Origin of the sequence: Thermotoga sp. (genome assembly GCF_021162145.1) — a bacterium.
Lineage (GTDB): Bacteria > Thermotogota > Thermotogae > Thermotogales > Thermotogaceae > Thermotoga.
This window is the reverse complement of record NZ_JAGGZH010000034.1, coordinates 1-14,628: the sequence shown is the minus strand read 5'-3', so window position 1 is coordinate 14,628 and position 14,628 is coordinate 1. Positions and strand designations below refer to the sequence as shown.

General features: G+C 45.9%; 17 protein-coding genes and 1 pseudogene. 9 read left to right on the top strand and 9 right to left on the bottom strand.

The features are described from left to right. The 5 genes from J7K79_RS02860 to J7K79_RS02840 all read right to left on the bottom strand — a co-directional run. A partial coding sequence (locus J7K79_RS02860; protein ID WP_296904975.1) for a chromosomal replication initiator protein DnaA occupies positions 1–858 on the bottom strand: 858 nt, incomplete at its 3' end. A 125-nt stretch (positions 859–983) separates the two neighbouring features. After that, on the bottom strand, positions 984–1,166 hold the full coding sequence (locus tag J7K79_RS02855; RefSeq protein WP_296904973.1) for a ferredoxin: 183 nt from the start codon (positions 1,164–1,166) through the stop codon (positions 984–986). 38 nt (positions 1,167–1,204) lie between these two features. Beyond that, entirely contained in the window at positions 1,205–1,945 is a 741-nt protein-coding gene (locus J7K79_RS02850; RefSeq protein WP_296904971.1) for a DUF4895 domain-containing protein, read from the bottom strand. Beyond that, entirely contained in the window at positions 1,942–3,135 is a 1,194-nt protein-coding gene (locus tag J7K79_RS02845; protein ID WP_296904969.1) for a VWA-like domain-containing protein, read from the bottom strand. The genes J7K79_RS02850 and J7K79_RS02845 overlap by 4 nt, the downstream gene beginning before the upstream one ends. Continuing rightward, the gene (locus J7K79_RS02840; protein WP_296904967.1) at positions 3,132–4,187 is read right to left on the bottom strand and encodes a MoxR family ATPase; all 1,056 of its coding nucleotides are present in this window, start codon (positions 4,185–4,187) and stop codon (positions 3,132–3,134) included. The genes J7K79_RS02845 and J7K79_RS02840 overlap by 4 nt, the downstream gene beginning before the upstream one ends. A gap of 64 nt (positions 4,188–4,251) precedes the next feature. On the opposite strand from J7K79_RS02840, the gene J7K79_RS02835 reads away from it, so the two are divergent. Both J7K79_RS02835 and J7K79_RS02830 read left to right on the top strand, forming a co-directional pair. Then, positions 4,252–4,665, top strand: coding sequence for a hypothetical protein (locus J7K79_RS02835; RefSeq protein ID WP_296904965.1), 414 nt, complete (start codon positions 4,252–4,254; stop codon positions 4,663–4,665). Positions 4,666–4,714: 49 nt separating this feature from the next. Next, positions 4,715–5,089: a YraN family protein gene (locus J7K79_RS02830; protein ID WP_296904963.1), complete on the top strand. Its 375-nt coding sequence runs from the start codon at positions 4,715–4,717 to the stop codon at positions 5,087–5,089. Positions 5,090–5,115: 26 nt separating this feature from the next. Here the strand turns inward: J7K79_RS02830 and J7K79_RS02825 are convergent. Together J7K79_RS02825 and J7K79_RS02820 are read right to left on the bottom strand one after the other, a co-directional pair. Further along, positions 5,116–5,243, bottom strand: a pseudogene (locus tag J7K79_RS02825) (RNA-guided endonuclease TnpB family protein); the annotation flags it as partial. Positions 5,244–5,357: 114 nt separating this feature from the next. Next, positions 5,358–6,527 carry a hypothetical protein gene (locus J7K79_RS02820; protein ID WP_296904961.1) on the bottom strand — a complete coding sequence of 390 codons (1,170 nt, stop codon included), beginning with the start codon at positions 6,525–6,527 and terminating at the stop codon, positions 5,358–5,360. A 27-nt stretch (positions 6,528–6,554) separates the two neighbouring features. Between J7K79_RS02820 and J7K79_RS02815 the strand changes: the two genes are divergently transcribed. The 3 genes from J7K79_RS02815 to J7K79_RS02805 are packed head-to-tail and all read left to right on the top strand — an operon-like array spanning position 6,555 to position 9,493. Then, positions 6,555–7,832 (top strand): ArsB/NhaD family transporter, encoded by a 1,278-nt coding sequence (locus J7K79_RS02815; protein WP_296904959.1) that lies wholly within the window; start codon positions 6,555–6,557, stop codon positions 7,830–7,832. Between the two features lie 9 nt (positions 7,833–7,841). Beyond that, the gene (locus J7K79_RS02810) at positions 7,842–8,279 is read left to right on the top strand and encodes a CBS domain-containing protein (RefSeq protein WP_296904957.1); all 438 of its coding nucleotides are present in this window, start codon (positions 7,842–7,844) and stop codon (positions 8,277–8,279) included. Beyond that, positions 8,276–9,493, top strand: coding sequence for an amidohydrolase (locus tag J7K79_RS02805; RefSeq protein ID WP_296904955.1), 1,218 nt, complete (start codon positions 8,276–8,278; stop codon positions 9,491–9,493). The genes J7K79_RS02810 and J7K79_RS02805 overlap by 4 nt, the downstream gene beginning before the upstream one ends. Here the strand turns inward: J7K79_RS02805 and J7K79_RS02800 are convergent. After that, on the bottom strand, positions 9,484–9,837 hold the full coding sequence (locus J7K79_RS02800; RefSeq protein ID WP_296904953.1) for a PadR family transcriptional regulator: 354 nt from the start codon (positions 9,835–9,837) through the stop codon (positions 9,484–9,486). The two genes, J7K79_RS02805 and J7K79_RS02800, sit on opposite strands and share 10 nt — an antisense overlap. Continuing rightward, positions 9,834–10,568, bottom strand: coding sequence for a class I SAM-dependent methyltransferase (locus J7K79_RS02795; RefSeq protein ID WP_296904951.1), 735 nt, complete (start codon positions 10,566–10,568; stop codon positions 9,834–9,836). Before J7K79_RS02795 ends, J7K79_RS02800 begins: the two co-directional genes overlap by 4 nt. A gap of 103 nt (positions 10,569–10,671) precedes the next feature. Here J7K79_RS02795 and panD point away from each other — a divergent pair, with 103 nt between their 5' ends. Genes panD through J7K79_RS02775 form a run of 4 tightly spaced genes read left to right on the top strand, consistent with a single transcriptional unit; the run spans position 10,672 to position 14,387 of the window. Continuing rightward, on the top strand, positions 10,672–11,016 hold the full coding sequence (gene panD, locus J7K79_RS02790; protein ID WP_296904949.1) for an aspartate 1-decarboxylase: 345 nt from the start codon (positions 10,672–10,674) through the stop codon (positions 11,014–11,016). 5 nt (positions 11,017–11,021) lie between these two features. Then, complete coding sequence (locus J7K79_RS02785; RefSeq protein ID WP_296904948.1) at positions 11,022–11,936, top strand: RluA family pseudouridine synthase; 915 nt, start codon at positions 11,022–11,024, stop codon at positions 11,934–11,936. Then, a complete protein-coding gene (locus tag J7K79_RS02780; RefSeq protein WP_296904946.1) occupies positions 11,912–13,144 on the top strand; it encodes a hypothetical protein in 1,233 nt (410 codons plus the stop codon). The genes J7K79_RS02785 and J7K79_RS02780 overlap by 25 nt, the downstream gene beginning before the upstream one ends. Then, positions 13,116–14,387: a DUF5693 family protein gene (locus tag J7K79_RS02775; RefSeq protein WP_296904944.1), complete on the top strand. Its 1,272-nt coding sequence runs from the start codon at positions 13,116–13,118 to the stop codon at positions 14,385–14,387. The genes J7K79_RS02780 and J7K79_RS02775 overlap by 29 nt, the downstream gene beginning before the upstream one ends. Positions 14,388–14,628 lie beyond the last annotated feature (241 nt).

Sequence of the window (14,628 nt, the reverse complement as noted above, 5' to 3'; positions counted from 1 at the left end):
CTCTTCTGGGAGCTCACCGTCTTCGACTTCGAGCATCTTTCTAGCGATGTTCCTCCTTGTTTCTTCGTCAGGAGGTTCCAACTTTGCGACGAGTCCCATCTGGAACCTGGAAATCAGCCTATCCTGGAACTCTTTCAACATGTGTGGTTCTCTGTCAGAGCAGATGACTATCTGTTTCCCAGAGTCGTAGAGTTCGTTGAAAGTATGGAAGAGCTCGGTTTGAACACCTGTTTTTCCTATGAGGAACTGGATATCATCTATCAGAAGAACATCTACTTTCTTTCTATACTTTTCTCTGAACTCGACGAGTTTGCCCTCTTTCATACTGTCGACCAGGTCATTCAAAAATTTTTCGCTGGTGATGTACATCACTCTCAGATCGGGCTCTTTCTGGACTACGTAGTTCCCTATCGACTGGAGGAGATGTGTCTTTCCGAGTCCCACTCCTCCGTATATGAAGAGTGGGTTGTACTTTCCCGGATGCTTTGCAACTTCTAGGGAGGCATGATAGGCAAAAGAGTTCCCCGGTCCAACGACGAAGTTCTCGAAAGTGTAATCAGGATTCAATGGTGTAAGAAGAACAGCCCTCTTTCTCACGAGGGGTTCGCTGTAAGATGTGTGTGGATCGAACGACTCGTAGGTCAGTTCATAAAAGGCATCGTTTCCGAGAACCGTTTTCACTGCCCTGGAAAGCACTGAATGATATTTCTTCTCCAGCCATTCTTTTATGAAAAGATTACCCACGGAGAAGATTACCTTGTTTCCCTCTATCGATTTCACCTCGAAAGAATTGAACCAGAGCTCCCAACTTTTTCTATTCACCCTGGACTTTATTTCTTGGAGTATTCGTTCTTTCATTCTGGGAAACCCCCGTACAAGGAGTGCTAGAAATAATTATCCAACGAACGGGTTTACCGAGTCAACGGAGAAAAAGAAACAGATCTGAAAAAATTCTAAAGGGGTGGAAACCCACCCCTCTTTCTTCACTCCTCAATGCTGATAGCACCGGTAGGACAGCTATCAGCAGCGTCTTTCGCACAGGGAAGGTCAGTTTCAGGCTGGAGAACCTTGGCTTTCCCGTCGTCACCGAGCTGAAAGACGTCTGGACAGAGGTTCTCGCAAACACCACAGCCGATGCAGGCATCTGTGTCGACTTTTACCTTCATGTTTCGCCCCTCCTTGGAAAGTTTTCGTACATTGTCTATTATATCATCGAAATAGTTGCCTCGTATATCTTCTTCAACCTGTCCAAGAAGCTTTCCACGAAAGACTTCAAGTCGAAGTCTTCTTCGAAGAATCTATCGTAACTGATCCTCAAGCTGAGAAACGTCCGTTCTTCGGGGTTCTGAGCTGGTTGGATGTTCTCTTTCTTTCTGAGAAGAACCCCTATCTCGTGAAGCAAGGACACATGATCTCTTTCAACCCACTCTGGTAAATCGAGAAACACGTCTATTCCTTCGTTTTTCAGAATCAACTTCAGCCTTGAGTTCAGAAGATCGAAAAGTTTCTGCAGGTGCCCGTTCGATATTCTCTCTTGAAACAGGAAAAACTCCTCGCCTTTCACTCGTTCCTGAAGGAATATCTTTCGAAGCCAAGTTTTGTCACCAGCCGATCGCAGAACTTTCACCCTCAACGGCATACGAAAAATCCCCGAAGAAACTGAGTCTACCTCCCCGAAGAGTCTCCTGTAGAATGAGAGAAGGGTGTCTGGGATACCCATGGAAATTCTGTATATACAGGGTTCTCTGTCGAACGGATCCTCAACGGAGAGATTCAAAAGTTTTCTGTCGGATGCGTTTATCATGAGAAAGAGTGCTGGAAAGCGATGTTTTTTTATTCTCAGCACGAACACATGAAGATGAACATTGTCGAGTTTCTCTTCGTATTCTTTCAACGGATTTGCGAGAGTGAAATCCTTCAAAAGGGACGCCAGATCTTCCTTCACGACAACACCACCACCGAGTCCTTACCGTACATCTTTCGAGCCTCTCTCTGAAAATCCTCGTTGTGGAATCTGGAGAGCACGAAAAGAATTCTTCTTCTTGCGAGAGGAACGTCCGCGTGGCCGTCGGTGAAGACGATCGTGCCCTCCATCCTCAACACTCTTTCCGAGTAGTCAACAGCGGGTTGGAGGTCGGTACTCCCGCCTCCCACTATTTCCAAGTCCCGCCATCCTCCGGACCTGTACTTGACAACGGAGGTCACACCCCTGTCAACCTGAACGAGCCAGATTTCCTCTCCCAAAATATTGGCTATTCTTTCCAGTTCCGATACGAACTGGTTCAACTCCTTTTCCACAATACTTCCGCTGGTATCCACCACCACCGCCACTCTGGGGAGATATTCGTTCCGCCATCCTGGAAGGTGATCATACCTCCTGTTCGGTCTCAAAGGAGTGGTGTATCGATCTGCTTTTATGGAAACACCGAAGAAACGTCTAATGAGAGTCTTCCAGTCAAGTTCAGGGTTTTCCAGTGAGAGCTGCACTTCTCTCTTAACTCCAGAAGGGAGCGAATCCCCGAACAAATTGAAAGCTTTTTTAGCCCTGTCTTTTGTAAGTTCCAAAATCATCTCAACTGGAACGTCTTCTTCGAACAACCCCGAATGATCGTCTACACCTTCTCGAAACTCTGAGACCGCTTCTATATCGTATCTTCCAAGTCTTTCCATCTCTTCAAGAATCCATCTGTGGTAGGTCTCTGCGTTTTCGAACATCATCCACTCGGGTGGCAGGACGAACAGCGTATCGTTGTCCACAGAGTGCCCTTCTTCGACCAGGACGTTGAGCGGAACACCAAAAGCGGCAAGCTCAGGTATGTACTGGTTGATGGCCGCATCCATGGCAAGATCCCAGATCTTCCTGTCCCTTTCATCTTTCGGTTTTATTCGAAAGTGCTGAAAAATCACATGCATAACCTCGTGTAACAGGAGGGCTTCGATCATTCTCACATGTTTTCTTTCTAGGATTTTGGGATTGTAAAGTAGTGTCACATCCCCCGTTGTGGAAAAAGAGACTTTCAAATTCCTGATAGATTTTGAGGGGACAATCTTCATTCCGAGGAGCACGTAGTAATAAAATGGAGACTTTTTACCCAGATTCAAAACAGCTTTTCTGATCAGCTCTTCAGATTTCATATCTCACTCACCATTCTTCGAAGTTCCTCCTTTTCCACCATTTTCTCCAGGATTTTATCGAAGAGATCAGATTTTTCTCCCTCCTTCTGGGATTCATCAACTATGAACCTCAGAATTCCATAGAAGGACTCCTTTGGAATCCTCTCGGCGAGTTTCGAAAGATTCTCCGAAATCACGTTTAAATTTTTCTCGAGCGTAATTCTGTCTACTTTGTTCAAAAAGTCCACAACTCTCAAGACAAGTGTGTTCGCCGCGTGAACGTCTTCCAGATTTTTCATCTCACCTCTCAGCAACACGCACTCCACGGAAGGTACCCGGGTTTTCTGGAAAAAAGAGTCGTAAAAGGCTTTTGCTGCCTCTGGCCCGACGATACCCGCAGCCAGCACATATCCATACTTTTCTATTTCCTCCTCCGTTAGAACCCTCAGAACGTTCGAAAGTTTGTACCAACTCCGTGGAGAGGGTTTCAGGGATGTCTTCAAAGAGAGACTTCTTTCTGGGAAAAGAAACTCCGGGTAATTTTTTATAAAGCTTCTCACCTTTTCTGAGACACCGTTTTTTCTTGCCCATTCCAGCCACTCCGAAACGTCCGGGTTGACTTCGAGTATGAAGAACCTAGATATGAAAGCGGGATCTGTTATGAGATCGGCCTGGTCGTATTCTTCTTCTGGAGGATTCATAGCTGCCATGATCCAGGTCCCTTCGGGGAGAACGTGGTTGTGAATTCTCCGGTCCACAAGAAGCTGCATGATGGCGTTTCGAACCGACCGATGTGCCCTGTTTATCTCGTCCAGAAAGACTATGGTGTTCCCGTCCTCTGGCCACCAGTCGGGTCTCAGAAAAACAGTTTTCTCCTCGGACCGTGCGGGAAGTCCTATCAAATCCCCTGGCTCCATCTGAGAGAGAACCAGTATGATCAATTTCCTATTTGTTTCTCTCGCGATGTCCCTGGCGATATCCGTCTTCCCAACCCCGAAGTGGCCAACTAGAAGGGGAATCTCTCCTGCTGTCATGATCTTTTTAGCCAGAAGTTTTGCCTCTTCTACCTTCACGTTTCCACCTTCCTTTCCTCATCAAATGATACCACGTTTGATATCATAGAAAAGGGTGATGAAAATGAGCATTTTGGGCCTTGCCCTCACGATTGCTGTCGTCCTTTTCATTGTTCTTCTCGCGCTCTCGGAGAAGAAAAAAAAGATAACACCAGATTACGTCTGTCAAACCGTGAAAAAGTACTACGAGAGGAGGGGATACCATATCATCCAGAAGGCGGTAAACGGCTGTGAGCTGTTTTTAATAAAAAAGGGCGCCAGGAAACTTCTCATAGCGGTTGGAACTGTGAACTTCGATGTCGTGAAAGAAATTCTCTACACTGCCTATGTGAACAGAGTACGCGATGTGAGGGTGGTTCACTCCTCCATCACGAGAGAGTCTCAAGAAGCCATTGAGAGGATGAAAAGGACTTTCAAAATTCACAGAACGAAGGTGAAAAGAAATGACATATATCGTTTTGACTCTGTTGTCTTTTAGCCTTATTTTTATCTGGTTTTTGCTCAGAAAAAGGAAGAGAAAGGAGAGGTTGAGGTCTCTTTTAAAAGTCGGTCTGAAGAATCCCTATCAATTCGAGGAGTTCGCAAAAGAATATTTGCAGGAACACGGTTTCAGAGCGGTGAGAATGACACGCAGGAGTAAAGACTTTGGCGCGGACATCATCGCAAAAAAGCACGGAAAAACTGTTGTTTTCCAGGTGAAAATGAGAAGCTCTGCCGTGGAAAAGGACGTTGTCAAAGAGCTCGTAGCGGCGGCGTACATTTATGGTGCCAGTGAAGTGGGCATCTTCACCAACGGTGAGATATCGCGCGGACTTGAAAAAGAACTGGAAGTAGTTGAATCTGTTGGAGGATTCATAAAGAAGGTGCACGTTGTGAAAAACTTGACACTCCCAATTTCCTAAAGGGGATGGGATTCTTAGTAGCTCTTTCAGGCTGCCTTCCACGGAGCATTTGATGCTCCATGGCCACAGAGGTGCGGATCAAACCTTACACCTCTGGCGGGTGCCAATCCCACCACTACCTGGGATTTCTCCCAGGATACCTTTTGTACTCATTCTTCACCTCTATCGCAAGGTGAAGATCTCTATGTATTGTAGCACAAAGATTAAATAACAACCAAGCCCCTTACCCATCCCCTGAAAAGGATGGGCTTGCGGGGCTATTTATCTGTCACTCTTGAGGAACTCTGAAGCGTACGATCCATATATCGGGCTCTCTGCCCTTTTCGTACACGGAAAAGGCGACGAGTTTCCCATCTTCGGAAAAGGCGGGGTAGAAAGCATCGTAAGAGATGTCTTTTGTGAGACACCAGACTTTTCCCGTGTTCAGTTCCTTGGCATATATCCTGAAAACCCCATCCCTGTTCGAGGAGAAGATCAAATAATTACCGAACACGTCCGGATCGAACTCGTTGTAAGGACTGTTCTCCAAGACCGTCACCGTTCCATCTGGGAGGAGCTCGTATATTCCAAAATCGGATTCTTTCAACCCAACGAAGACGATCCCCTCCCTTCCTTTAACAGGTGTGAAGATCCAGTCGAACGGAAGGTAATACGTCTTCTCCCTCATCGTTACGAGATCCTTCACAACGAGATGATTCGAAGTGGCGTCCTCCTGGACGTATACCACCGTGTTTTCGTCGAGCCAGTTCGGGTTGTACGCTGCGAATCTACCACGTGAGATGAGTTTTATTTTTGAAGAATAATCGCTTGAGATCGGCATGTAGTATATACCCCAGTTTCCATGCAGTGAACCCTGAAAGAGCAGATACTTTTGATCTGGAGATATCCTAGGGAAGTATTCGCTGCTGCCGTATATGGGCATGGGGAGGAGCTCCCCATCTTTCCTGTCTACCAGAAACAAATTCCTGTTTCCTGAGAGTCTCTCTGACGAAAAAACGAAATACTCGCTGGAAAAATCACAGTACTCGTCGAGGACGGGGTGGTATGTGAGACGAAACACGTCCGGAAACTCGTCCTTTGAGAACAGATAAAAAGACACTTTTTCCAAGGGAAAAGAGGCACATTCCATCACAAAATCTCTGTAATACTTGTATCCTTTGGGAGTGTACTCGTATCTTACCGTTTCATCTCCGTACTTCCACTCTCCAACGTAGATATCGTTCGTTGCGTTGTACGAAAGGAAGAAGGTCATCGAGAACGTCGCCGTCGATGAGTTGGTAATGGTTGCTTCTTCGGGTAGAAGCTCGAATATCTTACTTTTCACATCCATCAAAACAGACGAGGCTTGATCCGTACTGATCAGGCTTAAATTCAAAGTTACAATGGCGAAAGAGAAGAGAGGTATAATAGCGAAGATCGAAGAAAAGACCCTTTTCATCGAATTGATACCTCCGGAGGAGATATTTTGTTCGAAAGCGCTCTCGTTTCCCTTCTGATCTTTATAATAGTATACCTCTTCATCGTTCTGGAAAAACACCACAGAGCGGTCATTACCATGCTGGGAGGAAGTGCCACCCTCTTCCTTGTGTTCAGAGATCCAGTCGAAGCATTGGTCAAATACGTGGACTTCAACACTGTTTTCCTCTTGATAGGCATGATGATCTTCGTTGCCGTTACGAAGAGAAGCGGTTTGTTTCATTTCCTGGGATTGTACTCCGTGAAGTTCTCCAGAGGAAACGTGTTTGTGTTCTTTCTTTCGATCAATCTTCTTGTGGCTCTGCTTTCATCTTTCTTGGACAACGTGACGACGATCCTTGTGCTCGTGCCGGTTACCCTCGTGGTTTGCGATACGGTGGGCCTCGATCCGGTACCTTTCGTGATATCCGAGATCATTTCGTCGAACATAGGTGGAACCGCCACGATGATAGGAGATCCTCCGAACATAATGATCGCCTCGGCAGCGAAGCTTCATTTTTCAGATTTTGTTCTCAACGTGGCCCCCGCTGCCATCTTGGTATTCTTCGTCGTAATGGGATTCCTCTCGATCGTTTACAGGAGAGTTATCTTCAAAAAAGTGCCGATAGAAGTGGTCAGAGGGTTTGATCCGAAAAGGGCCGTTGTCAACAAAAAACTCTTCTATCTGTCTATAACACTGACAATTTTTGTTCTCGTTCTTTTTTCCCTTCAAAAGGTACTCGGGCTGGAGAGTTTCGAAGTGGCTTTGTTCGCTGGATTCTTCTCTCTTGCCTTCTTGGATAAGAAGGAGGTAGAAGGTGTTCTCAAAGAGATCGAATGGGGTGTGATTTTCTTCTTCATAGGACTGTTTCTCGTCGTTGGTGGATTGGAAGAGACGGGTATTCTGGAGGAGATCTCGGCGCTCGTTTCCAGGATGTCTGGAGGAAAGATGGAGCGTGCTCTGATATCCGTCTTGGGTATATCCAGCATAAGTTCGGCTTTTGTCGATAACATCCCGTTTACAGCAACGATGATTCCAGTGATAAGAAAACTGGCGATCCTGTCGCCGGAAACTTTTTCCGATCTGAGACCCCTTTGGTGGGCACTCTCTTTGGGAGCATGCCTGGGAGGGAACGGTACTTTGATTGGGGCGTCTGCGAACATCATAGGCACCTCGCTGATCGCGGATAGAAAACACATAACTTTCTGGGATTATTTCAAAATAGGTTTTCCCGTACTCATACTCAGTCTTCTGGTATCAGGATTGTATCTTCTGATCAGATATTGAGGTGAGATCATGAAAGTGAAGGATGTGTGCAGATTGATATCCCTGAACCCCACGATTGTGGAAGAGGACGCACCCATAGAGGAGATCGTTAACAAAATACTGGAAGATCCCATCACAAGAACTGTCTATGTTGTGAGGAACAACAAGCTCGTTGGTATGATACCGGTTCTTCATCTTCTGAAGGTAACAGGGTTCCACTTTTTCGGGTTCATTCCAAAGGAAGAACTTGTTCGCTCTTCTATGAAAAAACTGGTAGCAAAGAGTGCCTTTGAGATAATGATGCCCCCCATTCACGTTTGCTTGGACACACCGATAGAGGAAGCTCTGAAGATGATGATCGACAACAACGTGCAGGAGATGCCCGTTTTGAATGAAAAGGGTGAAATAATAGGAGATCTCAACTCTCTCGAGATTCTTCTTGCCCTGTGGAAGGAGAGGAAAGAATGATCGTGGGAAACTGCTTGATATTGAAAGACTACTCTTCCGAACCGTTTCTGGGGGCCGTTGAGATAGAGGGTGGTATCATAAAACGAGTGATTCAAGGGAGAGTGGAAGCCGAGCTGGATCTTTCCGGGAAGATAATCGTGCCTGCCCTCTTCAACACCCATACCCATGCCCCGATGACTCTCCTCAGAGGGATCGCAGAGGATCTTAGTTTCGAAGACTGGTTGTTCTCCAGAGTACTTTCCATAGAGAACAGACTGACGGAAAAGATGGTCTACTACGGTACTCTCCTTGCTCAAATGGAGATGGCAAGACACGGAATTGCTGGTTTCGTCGACATGTACTTCCATGAAGAGTGGGTTGCAAGAGCAGTTAGGGACTTCGGTATGAGGGCACTCCTCACGCGCGGGCTGGTCGACGATCAGGGGGACGATGGCGGACGCCTCGATGAAAACCTGAAGCTCTACCACAAATGGAACGAACTCGATGGAAGGATCCTGGTTGGATTCGGACCACATTCACCGTATCTGTGTTCAAAGGAGTACCTGAGAAAGATCTTCGATGTCGCAGAGTTTCTGGATGCTCCCATAACCATACACCTCTACGAGACATCGAAAGAGAACTACAGCTTAACAGAACTTCTGAAACTGGGTATGGAAAAAGTGAAGACGATAGCAGCCCACTGCGTTCACCTTCCGAAGGAAAGCTTTGACAAGCTGAAAGATCTTCCTTTCTTTGTCTCCCACAATCCTACCAGCAATCTGAAACTCGGAAACGGCATCGCTCCCATCTGGGAGATGATCGAACACGATGTGAAAGTCACGCTTGGGACGGACGGATCTGCGAGTAACAACTCCCTGAACCTTTTTTTCGAGATGAGGCTTGCCAGCCTTCTCCAGAAAATGAAAGATCCACGCAGAATGAATGTAGACACGTGTTTGAGAATGGGAACGATCGAAGGAGCAAAAGCTATGGGGTTCAAAAGCGGAAGACTGGAAGAAAAGTGGAATGCCGATCTGACGGTGATCGATCTAAAACTTCCTGAAATGTTTCCTTCCAAATATCTCAAAAATCATCTCGTTCATGCCTTTTCGGGGAACGTCTTTGCCACCATGGTGGCAGGAAGGTGGGTTTATTACGATGGTAAATATCCCACGATAGACGTAAAGGAAGTAGAAAGGGAGTTGAAGAAAATCGAAAAAGAACTCTACAGCTGAAGTGCCCTTTTTATCCTCCTTTCAAGTATCTCTATTCTCTCTTTCATTTCCTCCAGGCTCTTCAAAGTCTTCCTCAAGTACATTTTCCCCTGCGGCGTGATTCTATACACTTTCCTGGGAGGACTTCCCGATGTGTCCCATTCGGTGAAGACAAGACCGCTCTCTTCGAGATTGGCCAGCACACGGTAGATGTTTCCCATGTGACCGATACCGGGTACCTCTATTCCAAAATCTGAGAGTCTTTCTGCGAGCTCGTATCCATGTGAAGGCCTCTCTGCTATGAGCAGAAGGAGGGCACTGGCTATCCACCATCCTTGAAATCCCCTTCCACCTCGAAATCTCATCTTTCGATCTCCTTTCTTGCAACACACCAAAGTCTTCGACTATAATTGGACACTGGCGATTTGCTCAGAAGGTCATCGTAAAAAGAGAACACGAACCCCGCTTCTTCCAAAGCACTCGCTATCTCTCTAGCTCTATAGCCCCTTTCTCTGTGTATCTCATCGAACCTCTCCCAGAGGTTTCCTTCTTTTCTCTCGAAGACCGTCACGTAGAAGGTAGCCAAGGAGTTTTCCAGATCGAATTCTATATCCTGAACTTCAAAAACACTCGAACTGTCCTGCTGGATGTATATGGGGCCTTCTTGGCTTGCCATGAACAGGCCGTATATAGTGTTCATGTCGAAGAGGAAAAAGCCACCTGGTTTTAAAGCTTTCCATACCCTTTTGAACGTTTCTTTCAGATCTTTGAATTCCAGGAGATAGTTCAAACTGTCGAACCAGCATGTGGCGATGTCAAACTCCTCCTGAAAGTTCAGATTTCTCATGTCCATTCTCAAAAAGACGACGGATACGTTTTCTCTCTTTGCCCTCTCCACAGCGAATCTGAGCATTTCGGGTGATAAATCCACTCCTACCACTTCGAATCCTTGTTTTGCGATTTCAACAGCAAATGTTCCTTCTCCACAAGCCACGTCCAGCACCTTTTTTCCATGGATATGGAAGTTCTCAATAATCTTGGTGAAATTATGGGCAATTCTTCTTGAAAAAGCAGTGTAAGGTCCTTCGTGAAACACGCGGGCGAATTGCTTGTAGATGTTTCTCCCCTCCTGCAGCAGGTACTCTATGCAAAATCATAGCACAAAACTGCATGGTAAAATCTTTCGGGAGGGTGAGATGATGTTGAACATATATTTGAAGTCGAAAATTCACATGGCAACGGTGACAGGAAAAAAGTTGTTCTACGAGGGGAGCATAGAGATAGACGAAGAATTGATGGAAAGGGTTGGTATCAGCGAGGGAGAGATGGTTTTGGTGGTGAACCTCAACAACGCGGAAAGGTTTGTAACGTATGTCATAAAGGGAAGGAGAGGAAGCCGGGAGATAAATCTGAACGGAGCAGCGGCAAGGCTCGCCGAAGAAGGGGATAAGGTGATCATCATGGCTTTCACCCTGAGCGACACACCCGTGAAGGCCAAAACAATAATCTTGAATGACAAAAACGAGATCGTCCAGGAGAAATGAGGAACATGAGAATAGAAGTCACGAAAGAAAACTTCTACAGAAGGCTGGACAAATTCTTGAGAAGCAGCTTAAAGGATCTGCCCCTTTCCATCATTTACAAGCTCATAAGGAAAGGGAAGATATACGTCAATGGAAAACGGGTGAGAGATCCTGGATTCGATCTGGAGGAAGGAGACGTTGTTGAAATCAAATATGTTAATCTGGAAAATCTTCCAAAAAGATCCGAAAAAAAGGATCTCACTCCAGTTCCCATGAAACTTGACGTACTTCACGAAAACGATAACTATCTTGCTCTGAACAAGCCACCGAGGGTTGCCATACACCCTGGAAAAGGTGTACACGTTGCCACATTGATAGAAGGGCTTCTCTACTACGGGCAAAAACGGGGATTCGAACCTTTTCTCGTTCACAGACTGGACAAGGACACATCCGGCCTTTTGATTGTGGCAAAAAGCAGAGAAGCCGCAAGGACCCTTACAGAGATGTTCAGAGGGAGAAACGTGGAAAAAGAATACATCGCGCTCGTGAAAGGAGTACCCGAAAGCAACTTGAAGATCACCATTCCATTGGACGATCAGGAAGCGGTTTCTGAGATCGTATCGGTGCAACCCATGAAAAACGTATCCCTTCTCAGGGTGAGGATACACACCGGAAGGAAACACCAAATAAGAAGGCATCTTTCCCAGATAGGTTTTCCCATTGTGGGCGACAACACATACGGTGACAAGCATTTCAACAGGGATTTCAGAAAGAAGTACGCTTTGAAAAGACACTTCCTTCACAGCTATCGCATGAGGTTCTTTGACCCCTGGTTTAAGGAAGAGAAAGATCTCAAAGCACCCCTTACAGAAGATCTTCTCAACGTTTTAGCGCTCCTGGAAGAGAGGAGTGATGAATGGTTAGAAGAGTTTCTCTCTTAGTGGTTTTCCTTTTGCATGCTCTTTTGTTTTCTTCAAAGGTAGTTTTCAACGATTACAACCACACAGGGATAATCTCCTCGACGAGGAAAATGTTTTCTTTTGAGGTGTCCAGCGCGATCGAGCCTTTCGAGTCATCCGTCGAGACGGTTTACACTCCTCCGAACGTGAGGGGTATCACTTTGGATCTTCCAGAGAGCACCGCCATCGTTCTAAAGAACGGTATCACAATCGGAACAGTCATCGGTGATATCCGGGTTCCCACCGACATTCTGGACGAGCTTCTGAGCTGTACGGACTGTACCTTCGTATACGACAGTTTCCCCGTCGATATCTTCTCGCCAAAAAAAATTGTTGTGAAAGGACCGATCACCAGAAAGAAGCTAGAATTTTATCTTTCTCTTTTCTACGACTCATTTGAAGTTCCAGGAAAGATCGAGGGAACCATCGACGTCACTCCCAGACCTCCAGTGGTGAAGCTTTTCAAGATTTTTCATCCTTTCATTGGAACGCTTGTTCTTTTGAAGGTGACAGATGACTCTACTTTCACTGTCAGCTGGAACGGAAAGCATGGCGGATTGGTCTTCCATACTGTAGAGGCTACCAAGATAATCGTTGAAGTGAGAGATTCACTGGGTAACACCATTGAGCTTTCACTGACCACGTCTTCTGCTTCCTACAAAGTGAAGACGTTCCAGTCATTTCTTGAACTCGGTGAAACTCTCCTTCTGCCTTCCTACGCCGACTGGTACGACCCTGCAACTGGCCGAAAGCTCGACACCTTCACTCCCGTGTTTCCTGGTGTCTATCATCTTATCGGTTGTGATAGAAACGGAAATTTCATGAGATTGAAGGTTCTGGTAAAAGATACTTCCCCACCTGTCATTGTCTCACCTACAACGGTGAAGGACGCTTCCTCTTTCAGCGTGAAGATCTTCTGCGATGGGAAAGAGGTAGAAAAGATTCCCAATGGTCGCCATATTGTGTTCGTGGAAGCTGTGGACAACTTTGGGAACGTGAACAGTGCCTTCTTCGTGACGAATTTCCCGCACGTTGTGAGAGTTTCTGAACGGCCCACTCTGATATACTTTGGCCCGAAGAAGAGGATCAAACTAGGAGATATTTCGATAAAAGGAAATGTGGTTTTTGGATGGACGAGAAATCACTACGAGGTGAAGATAGGTGAGGAAACTTTCAAACTTGAGAAATAGCCTTTATCTGGCGTTTCTGATGAGCTCCATTATTCTCTCTGTGATCTTTCTTCCTGAGAGAATTGTGTCAGACCAAAAGGGAGTGAAATTTTCCTTTCTGTTCGACGACATGATCGATGGAAAGCGTGTTGTCCTTTTCGATCTTTCGAGCAAAAAAGACGTTCCAGAAGATGCCGAAGTGGTCATCCTTAAAGGAGACCCGCGTTTTTGGGATCCTCATACCCTTGCAAAAAAACTTGAAGGGAAGTGGATCGGAATCGTGGAATTCGATCCATCGTACAACTTCGCAAGAAAAGTTGCTCTTTTGAAAGAAGATGGCCTGTTCTTCCGCATTCACACGGTGAAATCAGAAGAGATCAAGAAGATGAACCTTGACGAGGATGCGTTGTTTCACAGGTACAGAAGAGCTGTGCTGGAGCGAAGTGTTGAGGTGCTATGGATGAGGAACATCGAGTGGAAGGATCGCCTTGTCGAAAGACTCACCGAATATTTCAAGGGAAACATCACCACGTTCCCTACTCCCCCGCAGCCAGCACCTCACTTCCCAAAGTGGATGTTTCTGATACCCCCCCTCTTTCTTCTTGCTTCGCTGGATCCTCGGCTTCTTTTTATCACCGTGCTTTTACCCTTTTCGGAGGAATGGTTCGTGTCCTTGCTCTTCTCGATTGGTACACTGGGAGCGTACTTTATTCCGAAAAAGAAGTGGTTAAAAGTGCTCAGTTTTCTTTTGCTCTCCATATCGCTGTCCTTGAGTCTCAGTGACGTTTACCATCTCAATCAAATTCTGGATTTCCGTGGTATAAAACTGTCTCTTGTTCTTCTACCTGGAGTCATATTCTTAAAAGGCTTCTGGAAGAACAGAAAGAACTGGAAGAAATACCTTCCCCTTCTCCTGCTCTCTGTTCCTGTGGGGGTTTATTATGTGATGCGCTCCGGAAACATAGGATTGGTACTGAGCCTAGAGAGGAAGATCAGAGATTGGCTCGAAAGTGCTCTGGTGATCCGCCCCCGTTTCAAGGAGATCGTTTGTTATCCGTTTTTCTGGTTGGAGGGTTTCAGAGAGTACGACTTTTTCAGGGAAAGTTTTGGAAGTATCGCTCTTGTGTCCATGTTCAATACCTTCTGTCACATCAAAACACCCATCCTTGTCTCTCTGTACAGAAGCTCACTTGGAATATTAATCGGCTATGCATTTTTTTTCGTGTTGCACCTGATCCTAAATCGCTTTTTAACGTCCAAATAATTTGCCCTTCATAAATCACTGATATATTCTAGGCATAAAGATGCAAAAAAACAAAACCCTTCTGTCCCTGGGGACAGAAAGGTTGGTTGTTTTTTGATTTCTACCCAATCCACTCTTTCACAGCGTTTTTCATGTTGGGGATAATGATTTTATCACAAAAACTTCCAATTTTCAAGAGGAGGTGTTTTCATGACAATCGACGAAATCAGGAAGATCATCGAAGAAGAGAATGTGCGCTTTG

Excerpts from the sequence above, each read along its gene's own strand:
- J7K79_RS02820 (WP_296904961.1), bottom strand. The coding sequence starts at position 6,527 with ATGAAAAGGGTCTTTTCTTCGATCTTCGCTATTATACCTCTCTTCTCT.
- J7K79_RS02785 (WP_296904948.1), top strand. The coding sequence starts at position 11,022 with ATGAGAATAGAAGTCACGAAAGAAAACTTCTACAGAAGGCTGGACAAA.
- J7K79_RS02810 (WP_296904957.1), top strand. The coding sequence starts at position 7,842 with ATGAAAGTGAAGGATGTGTGCAGATTGATATCCCTGAACCCCACGATT.
- J7K79_RS02780 (WP_296904946.1), top strand. The coding sequence starts at position 11,912 with ATGGTTAGAAGAGTTTCTCTCTTAGTGGTTTTCCTTTTGCATGCTCTT.
- panD (WP_296904949.1), top strand. The coding sequence starts at position 10,672 with ATGTTGAACATATATTTGAAGTCGAAAATTCACATGGCAACGGTGACA.
- J7K79_RS02835 (WP_296904965.1), top strand. The coding sequence starts at position 4,252 with ATGAGCATTTTGGGCCTTGCCCTCACGATTGCTGTCGTCCTTTTCATT.
- J7K79_RS02805 (WP_296904955.1), top strand. The coding sequence starts at position 8,276 with ATGATCGTGGGAAACTGCTTGATATTGAAAGACTACTCTTCCGAACCG.
- J7K79_RS02800 (WP_296904953.1), bottom strand. The coding sequence starts at position 9,837 with ATGAGATTTCGAGGTGGAAGGGGATTTCAAGGATGGTGGATAGCCAGT.
- J7K79_RS02855 (WP_296904973.1), bottom strand. The coding sequence starts at position 1,166 with ATGAAGGTAAAAGTCGACACAGATGCCTGCATCGGCTGTGGTGTTTGC.
- J7K79_RS02845 (WP_296904969.1), bottom strand. The coding sequence starts at position 3,135 with ATGAAATCTGAAGAGCTGATCAGAAAAGCTGTTTTGAATCTGGGTAAA.